This is a genomic window from Salmonella sp. 32010601201800023SM (genome assembly GCF_017572235.1).
GTDB classification, from domain to species: Bacteria; Pseudomonadota; Gammaproteobacteria; order Enterobacterales; family Enterobacteriaceae; genus Salmonella; species Salmonella enterica.
In genome coordinates this window covers 310,481-326,354 of sequence record NZ_JAGEQS010000001.1, presented here as the reverse complement: position 1 = coordinate 326,354, position 15,874 = coordinate 310,481, and the positions used below count along the sequence as shown (strand labels likewise).

The 15,874-nt window shown below is 50.9% G+C and carries 18 protein-coding genes and 1 pseudogene; 6 read left to right on the top strand and 13 right to left on the bottom strand.

What is annotated here, in order from left to right; all coding sequences use genetic code 11:
* Window positions 1-106: 106 nt before the first annotated feature.
* From cheW to flhD, 6 genes are all read right to left on the bottom strand, one after another.
* Window positions 107-610: a chemotaxis protein CheW gene (gene cheW / locus J4617_RS01685; RefSeq protein ID WP_000147295.1), complete on the bottom strand. Its 504-nt coding sequence runs from the start codon at window positions 608-610 to the stop codon at window positions 107-109.
* Window positions 611-630: 20 nt separating this feature from the next.
* Window positions 631-2,646, bottom strand: a complete 2,016-nt coding sequence (gene cheA / locus J4617_RS01680) for a chemotaxis protein CheA (RefSeq protein WP_000061302.1) — start codon at window positions 2,644-2,646, stop codon at window positions 631-633.
* 4 nt (window positions 2,647-2,650) lie between these two features.
* Window positions 2,651-3,580 (bottom strand): flagellar motor protein MotB, encoded by a 930-nt coding sequence (gene motB, locus J4617_RS01675; protein WP_000795653.1) that lies wholly within the window; start codon window positions 3,578-3,580, stop codon window positions 2,651-2,653.
* Window positions 3,577-4,464, bottom strand: a complete 888-nt coding sequence (gene motA / locus J4617_RS01670; RefSeq protein WP_000906312.1) for a flagellar motor stator protein MotA — start codon at window positions 4,462-4,464, stop codon at window positions 3,577-3,579. Before motA ends, motB begins: the two co-directional genes overlap by 4 nt.
* 125 nt (window positions 4,465-4,589) lie before the next feature.
* The gene (gene flhC / locus J4617_RS01665) at window positions 4,590-5,174 is read right to left on the bottom strand and encodes a flagellar transcriptional regulator FlhC (protein ID WP_000605987.1); all 585 of its coding nucleotides are present in this window, start codon (window positions 5,172-5,174) and stop codon (window positions 4,590-4,592) included.
* On the bottom strand, window positions 5,171-5,512 hold the full coding sequence (gene flhD, locus J4617_RS01660; protein ID WP_001518146.1) for a flagellar transcriptional regulator FlhD: 342 nt from the start codon (window positions 5,510-5,512) through the stop codon (window positions 5,171-5,173). Before flhD ends, flhC begins: the two co-directional genes overlap by 4 nt.
* Window positions 5,513-6,194: 682 nt before the next feature.
* Between flhD and J4617_RS01655 the strand changes: the two genes are divergently transcribed.
* Together J4617_RS01655 and uspC are read left to right on the top strand one after the other, a co-directional pair.
* Complete coding sequence (locus J4617_RS01655) at window positions 6,195-6,311, top strand: hypothetical protein (RefSeq protein WP_001617301.1); 117 nt, start codon at window positions 6,195-6,197, stop codon at window positions 6,309-6,311.
* On the top strand, window positions 6,308-6,736 hold the full coding sequence (gene uspC, locus J4617_RS01650; RefSeq protein ID WP_000122606.1) for a universal stress protein UspC: 429 nt from the start codon (window positions 6,308-6,310) through the stop codon (window positions 6,734-6,736). Before J4617_RS01655 ends, uspC begins: the two co-directional genes overlap by 4 nt.
* Before the next feature lie 17 nt (window positions 6,737-6,753).
* Here uspC and otsA read toward each other — a convergent pair whose 3' ends face one another.
* The 4 genes and pseudogenes from otsA to J4617_RS01630 all read right to left on the bottom strand — a co-directional run bounded on the left by otsA (window position 6,754) and on the right by J4617_RS01630 (window position 10,026).
* Window positions 6,754-8,175 carry an alpha,alpha-trehalose-phosphate synthase gene (gene otsA, locus J4617_RS01645; protein ID WP_208290668.1) on the bottom strand — a complete coding sequence of 474 codons (1,422 nt, stop codon included), beginning with the start codon at window positions 8,173-8,175 and terminating at the stop codon, window positions 6,754-6,756.
* A complete protein-coding gene (gene otsB / locus J4617_RS01640) occupies window positions 8,150-8,953 on the bottom strand; it encodes a trehalose-phosphatase (RefSeq protein ID WP_000840114.1) in 804 nt (267 codons plus the stop codon). The genes otsA and otsB overlap by 26 nt, the downstream gene beginning before the upstream one ends.
* Window positions 8,954-9,175: 222 nt before the next feature.
* Window positions 9,176-9,357 (bottom strand): annotated as a pseudogene (gene araH / locus J4617_RS01635) (L-arabinose ABC transporter permease AraH); the annotation flags it as partial.
* 111 nt (window positions 9,358-9,468) lie between these two features.
* Window positions 9,469-10,026, bottom strand: a complete 558-nt coding sequence (locus tag J4617_RS01630) for a DJ-1/PfpI family protein (protein ID WP_000754800.1) — start codon at window positions 10,024-10,026, stop codon at window positions 9,469-9,471.
* Window positions 10,027-10,576: 550 nt separating this feature from the next.
* On the opposite strand from J4617_RS01630, the gene J4617_RS01625 reads away from it, so the two are divergent.
* A complete protein-coding gene (locus tag J4617_RS01625) occupies window positions 10,577-11,080 on the top strand; it encodes a non-heme ferritin-like protein (RefSeq protein WP_000741707.1) in 504 nt (167 codons plus the stop codon).
* Between the two features lie 178 nt (window positions 11,081-11,258).
* Here J4617_RS01625 and J4617_RS01620 read toward each other — a convergent pair whose 3' ends face one another.
* Window positions 11,259-11,897: an RpiB/LacA/LacB family sugar-phosphate isomerase gene (locus J4617_RS01620; RefSeq protein ID WP_017465553.1), complete on the bottom strand. Its 639-nt coding sequence runs from the start codon at window positions 11,895-11,897 to the stop codon at window positions 11,259-11,261.
* Window positions 11,898-12,152: 255 nt separating this feature from the next.
* Between J4617_RS01620 and J4617_RS01615 the strand changes: the two genes are divergently transcribed.
* Both J4617_RS01615 and ftnA read left to right on the top strand, forming a co-directional pair.
* Window positions 12,153-12,488: a YecR-like lipofamily protein gene (locus J4617_RS01615; protein WP_000803229.1), complete on the top strand. Its 336-nt coding sequence runs from the start codon at window positions 12,153-12,155 to the stop codon at window positions 12,486-12,488.
* 239 nt (window positions 12,489-12,727) lie between these two features.
* Complete coding sequence (ftnA, locus tag J4617_RS01610; protein WP_000920611.1) at window positions 12,728-13,225, top strand: non-heme ferritin; 498 nt, start codon at window positions 12,728-12,730, stop codon at window positions 13,223-13,225.
* A 45-nt stretch (window positions 13,226-13,270) separates the two neighbouring features.
* On the opposite strand, the gene J4617_RS01605 is transcribed toward ftnA, so the two are convergent.
* Entirely contained in the window at window positions 13,271-13,510 is a 240-nt protein-coding gene (locus tag J4617_RS01605) for a YecH family metal-binding protein (RefSeq protein WP_000377238.1), read from the bottom strand.
* A gap of 226 nt (window positions 13,511-13,736) precedes the next feature.
* On the opposite strand from J4617_RS01605, the gene tyrP reads away from it, so the two are divergent.
* Window positions 13,737-14,948 carry a tyrosine transporter TyrP gene (gene tyrP / locus J4617_RS01600; protein WP_001562965.1) on the top strand — a complete coding sequence of 404 codons (1,212 nt, stop codon included), beginning with the start codon at window positions 13,737-13,739 and terminating at the stop codon, window positions 14,946-14,948.
* Between the two features lie 74 nt (window positions 14,949-15,022).
* On the opposite strand, the gene J4617_RS01595 is transcribed toward tyrP, so the two are convergent.
* On the bottom strand, window positions 15,023-15,688 hold the full coding sequence (locus tag J4617_RS01595; RefSeq protein WP_000781521.1) for a YecA family protein: 666 nt from the start codon (window positions 15,686-15,688) through the stop codon (window positions 15,023-15,025).
* Between the last annotated feature and the right edge of the window lie 186 nt (window positions 15,689-15,874).

The following is a 15,874-nucleotide window of genomic DNA, read 5'->3' as shown; positions in this document are numbered from 1 at the left end:
CGCAAAATGCAGGGGCTGGGCGCGGGCGATGAAGAGGCACTCTCACCGCTGGCGGAAGCATAACGGTGAATATTGCCGAATGGCGCGACGCCATCCGGCAACGTTATTACGCGACGTGTGATGCTGCGATATCCAGCAGCGCCATCTCTTCGCTGTTAAGCAGTTTTTCGATATTCACCAGAATCAGCATACGCTCGCCGAGCGCGCCCAATCCCGTCAAATATTCTGTTGACAAGGTCACGGCAAATTCTGGCGCCGGACGGATCTGTTCCGCCGTTAACGACAGTACGTCAGACACGCCGTCTACCACTATCCCGACGACACGTTGCCCCAGATTCAGTACGATCACTACCGTATTGTCATCGTACTCAACGTCGCCTTCGCAGAATTTCACGCGCAGATCGACAATGGGGACAATCACGCCGCGCAGGTTAGTCACCCCTTTTATAAAGGCCGGTGTATTGGCGATGCGCGTCACCTGGTCATAGCCACGGATCTCCTGCACTTTCAGGATATCGATGCCGTACTCTTCATTTCCCAGTGTAAACACCAGGAATTCCTGACCTGACGGCTCGCCGGCCAGTTTGCTTACATTACTCATACCGGTCATATTATTCCCTTCTCACTCAATCAGGCGGCTGTGATCGCCATACGTTGTTCGCGGTTTAAACCCTGCAATGCGGAAACATCAACAATCAGCGCGACGCTGCCGTCGCCCAGGATCGTCGCGGCGGAAATCCCCGGTACCTTGCGATAATTGCTTTCCAGATTTTTGACCACCACCTGGTGCTGACCGATGAGCTGATCGACCAGCAGCGCGTAACGGCGTCCCGCGCTTTGCAGGATCACAACAATGCCCTGCGTGGCTTCGGTTTTCGCCCCGTCCACGTCAAACACTTTCCACAATTCGACCAGCGGCAAATACTCGCCGCGAACTTCCAGAACCCGTTCGCCGCCCGCCAGCGGATGAAGATCCTCTTCACGCGGTTGCAGCGACTCCATCACCGCATTTAACGGCAGGATAAAAACTTCCCCCGCCACGCGAACCGACATCCCATCGAGGATGGCCAGCGTCAGCGGCAGCAGAATACGAATCGTGGTGCCGGAGCCTTGTTTTGACTGGATCTCAACGTGACCGCCCATCTCCTGAATGTTACGTTTCACCACATCCATGCCAACGCCGCGACCGGAGACATCCGTGACCTGTTCCGCAGTTGAGAATCCCGGCGCGAAGATCAACATGCCTACTTCATCGTCGGTCATGTTTTCATTCACCGCCATCCCCTGCGACATGGCCTTCGCCAGGATACGCTCACGGTTAAGCCCCGCGCCGTCATCGGTCACTTCAATACAAATATTCCCGCCCTGATGTTCTGCGGAAAGAATCAGATTGCCGACAACATTTTTCCCCGCCTCAAGGCGTTTTTCCGGCATTTCAATCCCGTGGTCGAGACTGTTGCGCACCAGGTGCGTCAGCGGGTCGATAATGCGTTCGATCAGGCTTTTATCAAGTTCAGTGGAGCTCCCCACCAGCGTCAGCTCTACCTGCTTGCCCAGTTTGCCCGCTAAATCGCGTACCAGACGCGGGAAACGGCTGAAGACGTACTCCATAGGCATCATACGAATCGACATCACCGACTCTTGTAAGTCGCGGGCGTTACGTTGTAACTGACCCATACTGGTAATGAGATCGCCGTGGTTTACCGGGTCCAGCTCGTTAGAACGCTGGGCCAACATTGACTGGGTAATCACTAACTCGCCGACCAGGTTTATGAGCTGATCCACTTTCTCTACCGCCACGCGAATGCTGGTGGACTCGCGTTCACGCGCAGGTTTTTCACGCCCCGCATGATGTTCATGGGCCGCGCTTTTGGCGGCTGGCGCAACGACTGCCGGAGGCGCTACCGGCGCTACCTCGGTTTTCTCTTGCGCTTTTTCCACGGGCGCGGCGACCACTTTTTCAAAAGCGATCTGATCGGCCTCGATGACAAAACAGAGCACCGCGACAATGTCATCTTCCGCGACGCTGCCATCCAGAGTTGCCGACAGTGAATCCGCTCCCTTAACGACATCCGTCAGAGTAGCCAGATTGCCCAACTCTTCTTCAAGCAGATCGACCTCATTGGCTTTCAACCGTGAAAGTACAATGCGCAGTTTACTCTCGTCACGAGGCGATTCGGTTTCGGCTACGCTCTCTTCCTGGATCGCCGCGCTTAGTGCCGCGGTTTCTACGACCGCCGGCGTGGTTTCGCCTTTCGCCTCCAGCGCCAACTGGCGTAGCGCATTGCAGATATATTCGAAGCTTGCGGCATCCGGCTCTTCGGAGTTTTTATAGGCGTCGAGCTGTTCCTGCATAATATCTTTCGTTTCCAAAAACAGGTTGATAATGTCGGTATTGAGCTGCATTTCACCGCGTCGGGCTTCATCCAGCAGGTTTTCCATTAAATGTGTGGTTTCCTGCAGAATAGTGAAGCCGAATGTGCCCGCGCCGCCTTTAATGGAGTGCGCCGCGCGAAAAATGGCGTTCAGTTGTTCAGCGTCCGGGGATTCCGGCACCAAATCCAGCAGATGCTGCTCCATATCAGCCAACAGCTCGTCAGCTTCATCAAAAAATGTCTGATAAAAATCGCTAATATCCATGCTCACGCTATCACCTCGGTTCCGCTTTTGGCGATGTGGGTACGCTTGCCGGCGGGGCTGCCGCAGGCTGTTGTAATACACTTACCGGCTCATTCTGGCTTTCAGCGTTTTCATGCAAAATGGCCTGTTCCGCCTGTTTGTTTAACACCAGCAGGCTTATACGGCGGTTGATGGCGTCATCAGGACCGCGATCGCTCAGCCGCATCGTGGCGGCCATGCCAACCACCCGTAATACTTTTCCGTTATCCAGCCCGCCAGCGACCAGTTCGCGACGCGAGGCATTGGCGCGATCGGCGGATAACTCCCAGTTGCTATAGCCTTTTTCGCCGTTCGCGTAGGGAAAGTCATCGGTATGGCCGGCCAGGCTAATGCGATTAGGTATACCGTTTAACACTGGCGCAATCGCACGCAGGATATCGCGCATATACGGCTCAACTTCGGCGCTGCCGGTTTTAAACATCGGGCGGTTCTGGCTGTCGATAATCTGGATGCGCAACCCCTCCTGAACTAAATCAATTTTCAGATGCGGACGTAACGCGCGCAGTTTGGGATCGGATTCGATCAGTTGATCCAGATCGCCGCGCAGTTTGTTTAAGCGACTCTGCTCCATCCGTTTTTTCAGCTCGTCGATATTCGGCTGCTTTTCCACTTCACCCTGCTGTTGGGTGTAATCATCGCCGCCGCCTGGTATCGGGCTCTCGCTATTGGCAATCCGATTTCCCCCCGTTACCGCGGTGGCCAACGGCGTACGAAAATATTCGGCAATCTGAATTAATTCTTTAGGGCTGGATATGGAAATCAGCCACATCACCAGAAAAAAAGCCATCATCGCCGTCATAAAATCGGCGTAGGCAATTTTCCAGGAACCGTGCGCCCCGCCGCCGTGCGGTTTGTGCCTGCGGCGTTTTACGACGACAATGGGATGAGCCTGATTTTTCATGCTTCCTCAGTCGTCTGCTGCTGGTTTGGGTTTCTTACTGCACGAACGTGTTCTTCCAACTCAATAAACGATGGACGCTCACTGGAATAAAGCGTTTTACGACCAAATTCCACGGCAATCGGCGGCGCATAGCCGTTCAGATTAGACAGCAGTGTAATTTTTACGCACTGCATCATCTTGGTGGTTTCGGCGCTCTTCTGGCGCAAAACGGTCGCTAACGGTGAAATGAATCCATAAGCCAGTAAAATACCGAGGAACGTACCTACCATGGCATGGGCAATCAGCGCCCCCAACTCCGCTGCCGGACGATCGGCTGAAGCCAGAGCGTGAACCACCCCCATTACCGCCGCGACAATACCAAAGGCAGGCAGCGAATCCCCCACCATCGCCAGGCTGTTGGCCGGGACTTCCGCCTCGCTTTCATGGGTTTCAATCTCTTCATCCATCAACGCTTCAATTTCGAACGTATTCATGTTGCCGCTGATGATCAGGCGCAGATAATCGACAATAAAATCAAGCATTACCGCATCGGCCAGAATACGCGGATAACTGGCGAAGATTTCACTCTCTTTCGGATTTTCAATATCGCGTTCAAGGGAGAACATCCCCTGCTGGCGTGATTTGGCCATCAGGCGATAGAGCAACGCCAGCAAATCCATGTACATAGATTTTGTGTATTTCGAACGACGAAATAACAACGGGATCGCTTTCATCGTGCCTTTGATGGCCTTCCCGTTGTTGCCGACAATGAACGCCCCTATCCCCGCGCCGCCAATGATGACCAGTTCAGCAGGTTGATAGAGTGCCCCAAGGTGTCCGCCGGTCATGACATAACCGCCGAAAACTGTACCGATAACCACCAGGTAACCTAATAAGATAAGCACGACATCATCCTTCCGCTGTTGACTATGACAGGATGCGCAGTCGGGCGATTAACGCGAAGGCAAGGCAAAAAAAAAGCAGCGGTAATAACTTACCGCTGCTGGAGTGTTTGTCCACACCGTTTCGGTTAAACAGCCTGTTCGATCTGTTCATCCAGCAGTTGTGGAATAATATCGGCAGCATCTCGGGAAAGTTTACGTCTTTTTACTGCGCGGGATGGCGGCTGGCATAAACTACACGCAAAGCTGCCTACGGGCTGATGCGCATGGGTAATAAAGTTCCCACCGCAGCAGTTACAGCTCGACAATTCAAGCAACCCACTTTCAACAAAACGCACCAGCGTCCATGCGCGAGTCAGCGCCAACAACGGCCCTTCAGGCGGTTGCGGACACTGCTCAAGGTAAAGCCGATAAGCTTTAATCACCGCATCCACACCGCTGCATAAACCGGTCTTCAGTAAAAATTGCCAGGCGTTGCAGAACATGGAGGCATGAATATTTTGCTCCCAGGTCATAAACCAGTCTGTCGAAAATGGCAGCATCCCTTTAGGCGGCGGGCTACCGCGTAATTCTTTGTACAGCCTGATGAGGCGACCACGGCTGAGCTGTGTTTCGCTTTCCAGCATTTGTAGACGAGCGCCAAGATTAATCAACTCCATCGCCAACTGGATATCGCGAGCTTCCTGAACAATGCTTTTTTCACTCATTATCATGCCCTTTTCTTACGCGCCGTATCGTCCACTTCATTGAGCAGACGCGTTGAAAGCATGATACCTGTGTGAATCTGCTGTAAATCATCGACGCGCGAATCCTGAGTCAAACGGGTGATCGTCTGATGATCGTCAAACCGGAAATGACAAACTAACTGGTTCGTCTCCGCCAGTTTGACCATCTGCGGCAGGGTCAACGCGCCCAGTGTGTTTGCCATCTCTTCGTTGATACCGAGGCGGAACATCGCAGATGCTTTGTCCTGGACGATCAAACGCTGTGCAAGGAGTAAATATGACAAATTGATGTCATAAATGTGTTTTAGCAACTCGGATGTATGCATTGTTCCCATCCAGAATAACCAACTTTATTTTTGTGCGACGTAGCCGCACCCCGTGATGTCGCCGGGAAGGCCCGGTAAAAGAAGCAAAAAGGTCAAATGCATAGCAGCGCTCAGACATTATGGACATTGTGACGTATAACGCAGCCTCCCACTGAGATTCGCCTTACACGTTTACATCAATTTTTACAAATGCCTAAGATTTTTCCTAATTCGACGCAACTCTACTCGTCAGCTTCGTGACATACAACGGAGCGGGACGGCGATTTTAGAAAATATGTGATGTAGATCACATATTTTAACGGAATACTTACGATAAAACCATCAGCATGGCTTTTACTTTGTTTAATTAATAACCTAATGTTCACTTTTTCTATTCCACACTGCTGAATAGGGTTACGTCAACACCAAATTCTTTTTTGTTTCTCTCTGTTAAAATAACGCCAGGATAATAGATAACAGGCTATTATTTCTATTTTAGAAACGCTTTTATTTTACCTTTAGTAAACAGTAGCTTAAATATTAAACGTTATTAATTAATCTCGTCACAGCATACGCCCTCCGCTGTTAAAAATAAGCTCATTTGATTTAACTTTTAGCTTTCATTGTTCACCCATTTAAATGAAGCATCCTGGTGGTGTGTAAAAAGTGTCTTATGCCACGACTCTTTACATAAGAATAATTAATGATTAATTATGATGTCCTTCACATTAATGTGGCATTAGCGCATTGCAGAAATGCGATAAACAGAGTAAAGCTAAAGCACAATCTCATATTCTTGCAATCAAGGAGCGAGTTATGAGCTACACCCATATTCTTGTCGCCGTTGCCGTCACCCCGGAAAGTCACCAGCTACTGGCTAAAGCGGTCTCTATCGCCCGCCCTGTCCAGGCGAAAGTAAGCCTGATTACTCTCGCTTCCGATCCTGAACTGTATAACCAGTTCGCCGCGCCCATGATGGAGGATTTACGCGCGGTTATGCATGAGGAAACCGAGAATTTTCTTAAGATGCTGGGGGAAAAGGCGGATTATCCGATTGAACAAACTTTCATCGCATCAGGTGAGTTAAGCCAGCATATTTTGGCTGTGTGCCGCAAACACCATGTTGATCTGGTCATTTGCGGCAACCATAACCACAGTTTCTTTTCGCGCGCGTCCTGCTCGGCAAAAAGTGTCGTCAGCGCCAGCCAGGTAGATGTGTTGCTGGTACCGTTAGCGGGCGACTAGTCGCCGCTCGCGATATTTCAGGCCAGCTTAGGGAACGTCGCCACGTTGTTCTGCTGCTGACGCTTAGGGCTACGCGGCGTGACCTCCTTTAGGTCATGAATAAAACGTTCCTGCCAGCGGTTAATGTCATTTTTAACGATCACGTCCAGCATTTCCGCATGGCGCGAAATACGCTCGGCAAGGGGCATCGTTAACGCGCGATTGAGCGCCGCCGCCACGTCATCCCGATCGTAAGGATTGACGATTAACGCCGACGTCAGTTCATTCGCCGCGCCGGCAAACTGTGACAGTACCAGTACGCCAGGATTAGCGGGGTCCTGCGCGGCGACAAACTCTTTCGCCACCAGGTTCATCCCGTCACGCAACGGGGTGACGAGCCCGACGTCTGAATAACGGAATATCTTCATTAACAGTTTACGGTCGAAATGCTGATTCAGATAATAGAGCGGCGTCCAGCCCAATTGTCCATATTTCCCATTAATCCGGCCTGCTTCCGTCTCAAGCTGGTGGCGAATATCCTGATATGCCTGTACTTCGCCGCGTGACGTAGGCGCAATTTGGGTATAACGAATTTTTCCCCGATGCTGCGGGTAGTTTTCCAGTAGCGCTTCATACGCCAGAAAACGTTCCGGCAGCCCTTTCGAATAATCCAGCCGCTCAACGGAAAAAATATTCTTCACATTTTTCAGTTCCGCCTTGAGCTGCGCCAGTTTTGGCGGCAACGGCCCGGCAGCCTGCAGAGCAATCTCATCGGGCTCAATACCGATAGGATACACTTCTGTCTGGAAGTCTTTACCCCACGCGATATGCTGCTTGCCACTGCGAGTCGTGACTCGCGTTTGACTCGAAAGGCTATCCAGAAAAGCCAGGCGATCATTTTCGGTCTGGAACCCTAGCAGATCAAAGTCACACAACTGCTCCAGCAGTTCATCATGCGGCGGTAAAGCGTTAAAAATCTCCGGGGTCGGGAATGGAATATGCAGGAAAAAACCAATTCGGTTGTTCACGCCGCGTTTACGCAGCTCGCTGGCAAACGGTAACAGGTGGTAGTCATGCACCCAAATGATGTCGTTCTCTTTAATGAGGGGCAATAACTTATCCGCTAATAACGCATTCACCCGCATATAGCCTTCCCATGCAGGACGCTGAAACTGTACCAGGTCCAGACGATAGTGGAACGCAGGCCAGAGAACCGCATTGGAAAATTGACAGTAATAATCTTCGTAATCTTGTTCACTCAGGTTAAACGATGCCCAGGTAATATTACCTTTTGTCACCTTTTTTAATGGCTCATCCTCGTTACCTGTCTCGCCACTCCAGCCGAACCACAACCCGCCAGCCGCTTTTAGCGCGCCAAGCACGCCAACGGCGAGGCCGCCGGCGCCGCCTTTATTATCCGGGGGGGCAATTCGATTAGATACTACGACTAAACGACTCATAGCCATCTCTCCTGTTATTCATTACTTGTTGTTCTTGTTGTGGATAATTGATTTGTTCCAGCCAGCGCCAGACATCGGGTACGCTTTCCAGCCGCCATGCCGCCTGGGTTGCCCCGACGCCCACTTTTACGGAAATTCCGCCAGCGTGATTCACCACGCCAAAGCCAGCCTCATCGGTCAAATCGTCGCCCACAAAAACGGGAATCCGTCCCGCAAAGGGCGCCTCCTGCATAAAGGCGGCAATCGCTTCGCCTTTATTGGTTCCCTTAGGTTTGATTTCCACAACACATTTACCAGGCTGCAACGCCAGTTGCGGCCAGTGCTGCGTAACGTGTTGCGCAAGTGCCAACAGCGCCGCTTCATGTTCCGGAGCCTGACGGTAGTGCAGCGCAAACGCCATCCCCTTCGTCTCCAGCTCCGTTCCGGGCAGCGCTACAAGCGTCGAACGTAATAACGCCTCCACCTCACGGACTACCGCTTCAGGAAGGCGCACGATATGGGTTTTACCATTGATGTCACGACGCTCTGCTCCGTGAACGCCAGCGAGCGGAAAGCGAAAAGGCTTCGCCAAAGCATCCAGCTCAGTCATTGAACGCCCTGAAATCAATGCCAGTGCCCCTGCGTTGTGCGCCGCGAGACGGTCTAACAACTGAAGGATTTTATGCGGTACCACTACCTGATCGGGATGAGGCTTTATCTCTGCCAATGTGCCATCAAGGTCAAAAAAATACGCATAGTTCGCAGTGAGTTCGGGGGATACGGTTAACGGTTCTGCCACCCTGGTCTCCTCCTTATCATCATATTGAGACTCACAAACGGTCTCATTAGTCATGTAAGTATAGACAGTGTGACGCTGCTCGCCATTTAGAAAGACCATCGCCAGCCGGGGTAGCGGCTGGCGATGACGTGAAGCTATACTGTTTAGTTGAGTGTTAATTCATCAAATCGTACGCTTCGCTTTTTGCTTATAATGGTCGAAGATAACTGCTGCCAGAAGGATTCAGCCGCGAACCACGTACTGTGCAAAAGGTGAAATGTTGAGCAGGTTCATCGCGTTCTCCACCGTTCCTGATATCAGTACGCTCGCCACCACATATGAGACTTTTCCGAGGCCGCCTCTCAGGAATCCCCCCCTAAGACACACGCAGAAATAACGATTAACTCATAACCCAGGGAAGTCATTAGCCACCATGACATAACCCAGAGCGAATTCATCAGCCAAAAGGCAGGAAAGCCAGCACATTAATCCATAACATCAGCCAGCTAATCCTTACGGCCCTGGGTGAATAACGATTACCAGGGATAATAGATATGTTCAGCCTGTTCGCGAACCGGCGCATCGTCTCCCAGCAGTCTGGCGGAAAGGGTTAGCGCGAAATCAAAGACATGACCCAAGCCTTTGCCGCTAATTAAATTACCATCTTCAACAACGGGCGCATCCACATAGACACCTTCTGGAACCGCTTTCCACAGGTCGCCGGAACAGACATAACGACGCCCCTTCAGCAATCCGTGAGCACCCAGCACCCTTGCCGCCGCGGAACAGATAGGACAAATTAATTTGCCTGCCGCATCATGACGCGCAACGAAAGCGATCACCGCCGGATTAGCCGCCAGATTAGCGCTCCCCTGCGGACCGCCCGGCAGCACTACCGCATCAAAAAGCGCCTGCTGGCGTTCACTCAGCGTGCTGTCCGCAACCATAGGAATATCATGGTAACTCACCACCGCCCGTGATTCAGCACACGCCAGCGTTTCGACGTCGATATGCAAACGTCGCAGAATATCAAGAGTAACAATGGCCTCTGCTTCTTCAAATCCTGGCGCCAACAGCACCGCGACCTTTTTCATTGACTGCTCCTTGTTAACGAGTCACCCATCAAAACTGCGCTTAACCGAATAACGTGCTCGTATGATTAATGACATTAAAAATGATCTACCGCAAAATCGGCTAGTTTATAAAAACAGGCATATTTGCTCTCAACCGTTTATGCGTGTGATATCCAGACTGACTAATGTTTATTTTATTGAAATTAACATACTTGAAAGGCTTAACCCATGATCTGAAACAATGTTTCATAAATTACAAATATATATAATATCATTTAACTTTCAAATGGTTGCAACTGCCCCTCATCCAAAATCATTACACCTGAAAAAATCACACCGCTGAAAATGTAAAAAAAGATAAACAATTGCATTTAAGGATTTTCTTATTTTTATTGACGCGCTATTCTCATTACCGATCGATAAACAGGAAATGAGATCGCATAAGGGACTGGCGGAACGGAGTTCTTCTGCTAAGAGTATTTATTGTGCATAGAGGTAAGAATGTGACAACGGCCCGTTGCATTCTCGTCTGTCATGCACATCAACACTTTCTGGAAATAAGGATATTGTTATGGCAGCTGTAGGAATGGTTCAAAAGCTCAACACGCCAATGAACCTTGAGTTTTACGCATCAAATCTTTACCTCCATCTAAGCGAATGGTGTTCTGAACACAGTTTAACAGGCACCGCCACCTTTCTTCGTACCCAGGCGCAAGGCAACGTGACGCAAATGATGCGCATGTTTAATTTTATGAAAAACGCCGGCGCCACCCCTATCGTTAAAGCCATTGACGTTCCGGGTGAAGAGCTCTGCTCTCTGGAAGAATTGTTCCAGAAAACCCTGGAGGATTATCAGCAACGCGCCAGCACGCTGTCGCGTCTGGCAGATGAAGCGAAAGCGCTGAATGATGCCTCAACGCTCGATTTTCTCCATACCCTGGAAAAAGAGCAGCAGCAGGATGGCGTACTTTTACAAACTATTCTCGAAGAAGTTCGCAGCGCTAAACGAGCAGGGCTATGCCTGGCGCAAACCGATCAGCATCTCCTTAACGTCGTGACCTATCAGCATCACTGATAGCGGCACCCCGAGCGACAATATTGAGACGTTATTAGCCGGATAGCAACGCGAAGCAGCTTATCCGGCCTACACCGTTTCTGATCTGTTTGCCAGAGGTGGTGCCTGTCGCTACTGGCGTATTATCGGCACATCATGCCAGCCGACAGGCGCGAAACGCCTCTGTCTTGTCCAGGCATTACCCCAGCATCTCACGTACAAACGCTTCTATTTCTTTATTCTGGCCGTTTTCAAACAAACATTGCTGGAAACGCGGCCCTGAAACCGCCGTTTTAACCAGTTCAGGATCGATAGCCCGTAGTGTATCCAGATAATTCTCTTTGACGACCGCGGCCTTAACCTGATTCAAAATGCCCGCATTGCGTACCTGCGGCGTTTTGCGCTCAGGCGGATACCCCTCGCCTTTACGCCCGGTAAACGCTTTTTCAAAGATGAAACGCACGTTCAGCTCAGCGCCCCAGCCAAAGCCTTTCGCAAATGGCAGGGACAACGCATTGCCGTTGTTGATCTGCGCAAACAGAAAAGCATCTGCCGGATCGATGCAATAGCCACAAATGACACCTGGATGAATATTTAACGACATCAGCGCGCCCTGACCGGTGCCACAGCCAGTAACCACAAAATCAACCGCGTTTGCATTAAGCAGAATACTCGCCATGATGCCTAAATGAATGTACGTCAGGTGATGGTCATTTTCGTCGCACATGCCAACGTTAAAAACGGGAAATCCCTTTTCATTGGCGACGGCGCTAAGTTCGTTATAAATGATGGCATTTTTGCTGGCTTGGCTATTTTCCATCATCAGTGCAATTTTCATCGTGTTCCTCCTGAATGCAGACGGTCGCGTCTGCGTAAATCATGACGTTTTGCCCACACTACACACTTAAGAACACGCATTCAAATTTAATGAAACCAAGTTTCATTAAATGAAGAGACGCTCACACATTTTCTGTTCCCGCTGTAAACCTCCTGCCGTTACCTTTAATCAAGGCGAATCCGTAAGTTATTCCAGCCATTGACGGTGCAAGACACGAGGTAGCATGGTCTGATACCGAATTGTCGGAGCGATTTTATGAAGCCTCTTATTTTTACTCTTTCACTGCTAGCCCTGACGGGATGCACCATTACTCGACAAGCGCAGGTCAGCGAAGCCAGCCCGATAAGCGGCATCGTGCGCCTGACGTATAACCAGCCGCTATTTTTTACTTCACGGACAGATGATTATGTATCTCACGGGACCGCAACACGCGAATGCCAGCAGATGGGCTATGCCGATGCCGTTTCGTTTGGTCAGCCGGTAGGAACCTGTAGCATTTATGCGGGCTCGTTGTGTCTGAACACCCGATTTACCCTCTCCTGGCAGTGCCGGGGCGTTGCAGTCCCGCAAATTATGCCGCTTTATTATTAAGGCGGCTGGCTTAACGCCGACACCATGTACAATGGAGGAGAGCGCAGGGTCGCTATTGCCAGCATGAAGGTGCTGGCTTTTCTTTATTTTTATACCCTATACACTGGCGTTAATGCGTTTTATTCCCATTCGTATTTTTAATAATTAAATTTAATATTTTACCTTTTGCAAATAATAAAATAACAAATTATAGTGGCGCCACATTACCGTATATCTTTTGCTATTTGTGGAGCGGAACCATGCTGAAAACAGAAATGATCGATAAACTGAATGAGCAAATGAATCTGGAGTTGTACTCCTCCCTGCTCTATCAACAAATGAGCGCGTGGTGTAGCTATCACAGTTTTGAAGGCGCGGCCGCATTTCTTCGTCGCCATGCGCAAGAAGAGATGACGCATATGCAGCGCCTGTTTGACTACCTTACCGATACCGGAAGCCTGCCGCGCATTCATACCGTTTCTTCGCCCTTCGCTGAGTACGCCTCGCTGGATGAGCTGTTCCGCGCGACCTATGAGCATGAGCAGCTTATTACGCAAAAAATTAATGAACTGGCTCATGCCGCAATGACCAGCCAGGATTATCCGACATTTAATTTCTTGCAGTGGTATGTGGCAGAACAGCATGAAGAAGAAAAATTATTCAAATCTATTATTGATAAATTAACGCTGGCGGGAAAAAGCGGCGAAGGGCTTTATTTCATTGATAAAGAACTCTCCACCCTGGATACGCAAAATTAATCCAACACGTCCTTACACGGTGAGACGCGCTCTCACCGTGGCGTATTAATGGCGGCAGATTTTACTCTCATGCGTTGAAAAACCGTCCTCCACGGCAATAAACTTTCCTTTCGCCGCCAGAAACGCGACCAGTTCCGCCGCCGTCATATCTGATGCTGAACAAGTGTGAAATCGTGCCCGCTCGCCAAAGCGCGCTTTTATTGCCGCCTCCAGCGAGGTATGCGTGTACTGCTCGCCAGACTCAATCATCATGTTGAGTACTTCGTGACCGTGAATGGAATCCATAACCCCTCCTGAATAAAACTCGTAGCCTAATGTGTCCTTGTACGAGCGACTTTGCGCTAGCGCAGGTTTACGGCGGTTGCCCGCGTCTCCTTCCATATTCGCTTTTATGCCCGGAACTGTAAATTTTACAGTACACCCATTGTAACGACCATTTGACGAAAATAGCGTAATGCCTTACCCTGCGCCGCGGATATCACCGTTCTTTGTTACCGGGGTAGTAGAAAGCGTGAAAAACAGAACTCTGGGCAGTATTTTTATCGTGGCAGGCACCACTATCGGCGCCGGGATGCTGGCAATGCCGCTGGCAGCGGCTGGCGTTGGTTTCAGCGTCACGCTGGGATTGTTGATTGGCCTGTGGGCGCTGATGTGTTATACCGCGCTACTATTACTGGAGGTATATCAACACGTTCCGGCGGATACCGGACTGGGCTCGTTGGCAAAACGCTATCTTGGACGTTACGGACAGTGGCTTACGGGATTCAGTATGATGTTCTTAATGTATGCGCTCACCGCCGCCTACATTTCCGGAGCCGGAGAATTACTGGCATCCAGTATTAATAACTGGCTTGGCGCCACGCTCTCGCCCGCTGCCGGGGTGCTGCTGTTCACCTTTGTTGCCGGTGGGGTGGTGTGTGTGGGCACCTCGCTGGTCGACCTTTTTAACCGCTTCCTGTTTAGCGCAAAGATCATTTTTCTGGTCATCATGCTTGCGTTGCTCACGCCACATATTCATAAAGTAAATCTTCTTACGCTTCCTTTACAGCAGGGGCTGGCGTTATCCGCCATACCGGTCATTTTCACCTCGTTTGGTTTTCACGGAAGCGTACCGAGTATTGTGAGTTATATGAACGGCAACATTCGCCGGCTGCGTTGGGTCTTTATGACGGGTAGCGCCATTCCGCTAGTGGCCTATATTTTTTGGCAGCTCGCCACGCTGGGAAGTATCGACTCGCCGACATTCAGAGGGCTACTGGCCAGCCATGCCGGGTTAAATGGCCTGCTGCAGGCGCTCAGAGAAGTGGTCGCTTCGCCACATGTCGAACTGGCGGTCCACCTGTTCGCCGATCTGGCGCTGGCGACCTCTTTTCTGGGCGTAGCGCTAGGATTATTTGATTACCTGGCCGATCTATTCCAGCGCCGCAGTACGGTGTCCGGACGCCTGCAAACCGGGCTGATTACCTTTCTGCCGCCGCTGGCGTTTGCGCTTTTCTACCCACGCGGATTTGTGATGGCATTAGGCTATGCCGGCGTAGCGCTGGCAGTGCTGGCACTGCTCATCCCTGCCATGCTGGTCTGGCAATGCCGTAAACAGAGCCCTCAGGCGGGATATCGTGTGGCAGGCGGCACGCCAGCGCTGGCGCTGGTGTTTATCTGCGGCATTGTCGTGATTGGCGTCCAGTTTTCGATCGCACTGGGGTTCCTGCCCGATCCAGGTTAATGCCAGGCAAAGATTACCGGGCCCGGACGCCGTCCAGGCTCGATAATCATCACGCTATGGCCGTTTACGAGCCATTAATGCAGGCAGCACTGCTTAAATTTTTTGCCGCTCCCGCATGGACAAGGATCGTTACGCCCCACTTTCACCTCTGCTTTTATCGGCATCTGTAGCGGCGTCGTGTGCGGATGCGCCATCCACCAGGCATGCAGCTCAAGCGCCGCGATACGGATAGCGTCAACGCTTTTATCGAACGCTTCCGGGCTCATTTTATCCAACAGCGCAAAATTTTCTTCAGTGCCGTGTAAGGCAATCGCTTCCAGCGCCGGTTTTAGCGTATCCGGCAAGTCAGACCAGTCGGACAGCGACACTCCGCGCATGTAACCAAAGCACCATTCTTCAACAATCGTTAATTCATGGCCATCAACTTCTCGCAGGCCAAACAGCGGCTCGAACTGTTCTGGATAGTCTTCAAGCCGGGCGGCTGTGTCCGCCATGTGCTGGAACACCAGATCCATAAATCGCGTCATTTCTTTTTCAGATGTCCAGCGCGGTACGTACGCGGGTCCCCCCCATATCGCGACCAGCCACTGTTCCGGCTCGATGGGGCGCGGAGAGCTTAGTACCGCAGTAATCAGACCGTCCAGCTCCGCGACATCCAAAATGGCCTGATCGGTATTGTATTTCGTCAGCACATCATCCAGCCATTCCAGCTCGTTCTCGTTTAATGGTTCCATTTTCATAACGCTTTTCCTCAGTGATGACTTCCGCCTGTAGGCCTCTTACATTGCAGCGGATAAAAATAATTTTTTTGCAGGCAGTTTGGATGGCAACCATCAGGGGCCAGATTAACACGAAATGAGGAGGATTCCGGAAGTTAACGCACAAAAGGAGGATCAGGGCGCAGATTTTCCGCCAGGAAGCGCTCG

What these genes read in the sequence shown, in the direction of transcription:
- J4617_RS01605 (WP_000377238.1), bottom strand. Translation starts at nt 13,510, where the DNA reads ATGGATTCCATTCACGGTCACGAAGTACTCAACATGATGATTGAGTCT.
- J4617_RS01625 (WP_000741707.1), top strand. Translation starts at nt 10,577, where the DNA reads ATGGCAGCTGTAGGAATGGTTCAAAAGCTCAACACGCCAATGAACCTT.
- uspC (WP_000122606.1), top strand. Translation starts at nt 6,308, where the DNA reads ATGAGCTACACCCATATTCTTGTCGCCGTTGCCGTCACCCCGGAAAGT.
- J4617_RS01620 (WP_017465553.1), bottom strand. Translation starts at nt 11,897, where the DNA reads ATGAAAATTGCACTGATGATGGAAAATAGCCAAGCCAGCAAAAATGCC.
- ftnA (WP_000920611.1), top strand. Translation starts at nt 12,728, where the DNA reads ATGCTGAAAACAGAAATGATCGATAAACTGAATGAGCAAATGAATCTG.
- flhD (WP_001518146.1), bottom strand. Translation starts at nt 5,512, where the DNA reads ATGCATACATCCGAGTTGCTAAAACACATTTATGACATCAATTTGTCA.
- otsA (WP_208290668.1), bottom strand. Translation starts at nt 8,175, where the DNA reads ATGAGTCGTTTAGTCGTAGTATCTAATCGAATTGCCCCCCCGGATAAT.
- J4617_RS01595 (WP_000781521.1), bottom strand. Translation starts at nt 15,688, where the DNA reads ATGAAAATGGAACCATTAAACGAGAACGAGCTGGAATGGCTGGATGAT.
- J4617_RS01630 (WP_000754800.1), bottom strand. Translation starts at nt 10,026, where the DNA reads ATGAAAAAGGTCGCGGTGCTGTTGGCGCCAGGATTTGAAGAAGCAGAG.
- cheW (WP_000147295.1), bottom strand. Translation starts at nt 610, where the DNA reads ATGACCGGTATGAGTAATGTAAGCAAACTGGCCGGCGAGCCGTCAGGT.
- motB (WP_000795653.1), bottom strand. Translation starts at nt 3,580, where the DNA reads ATGAAAAATCAGGCTCATCCCATTGTCGTCGTAAAACGCCGCAGGCAC.
- J4617_RS01655 (WP_001617301.1), top strand. Translation starts at nt 6,195, where the DNA reads ATGATTAATTATGATGTCCTTCACATTAATGTGGCATTAGCGCATTGC.
- J4617_RS01615 (WP_000803229.1), top strand. Translation starts at nt 12,153, where the DNA reads ATGAAGCCTCTTATTTTTACTCTTTCACTGCTAGCCCTGACGGGATGC.
- flhC (WP_000605987.1), bottom strand. Translation starts at nt 5,174, where the DNA reads ATGATAATGAGTGAAAAAAGCATTGTTCAGGAAGCTCGCGATATCCAG.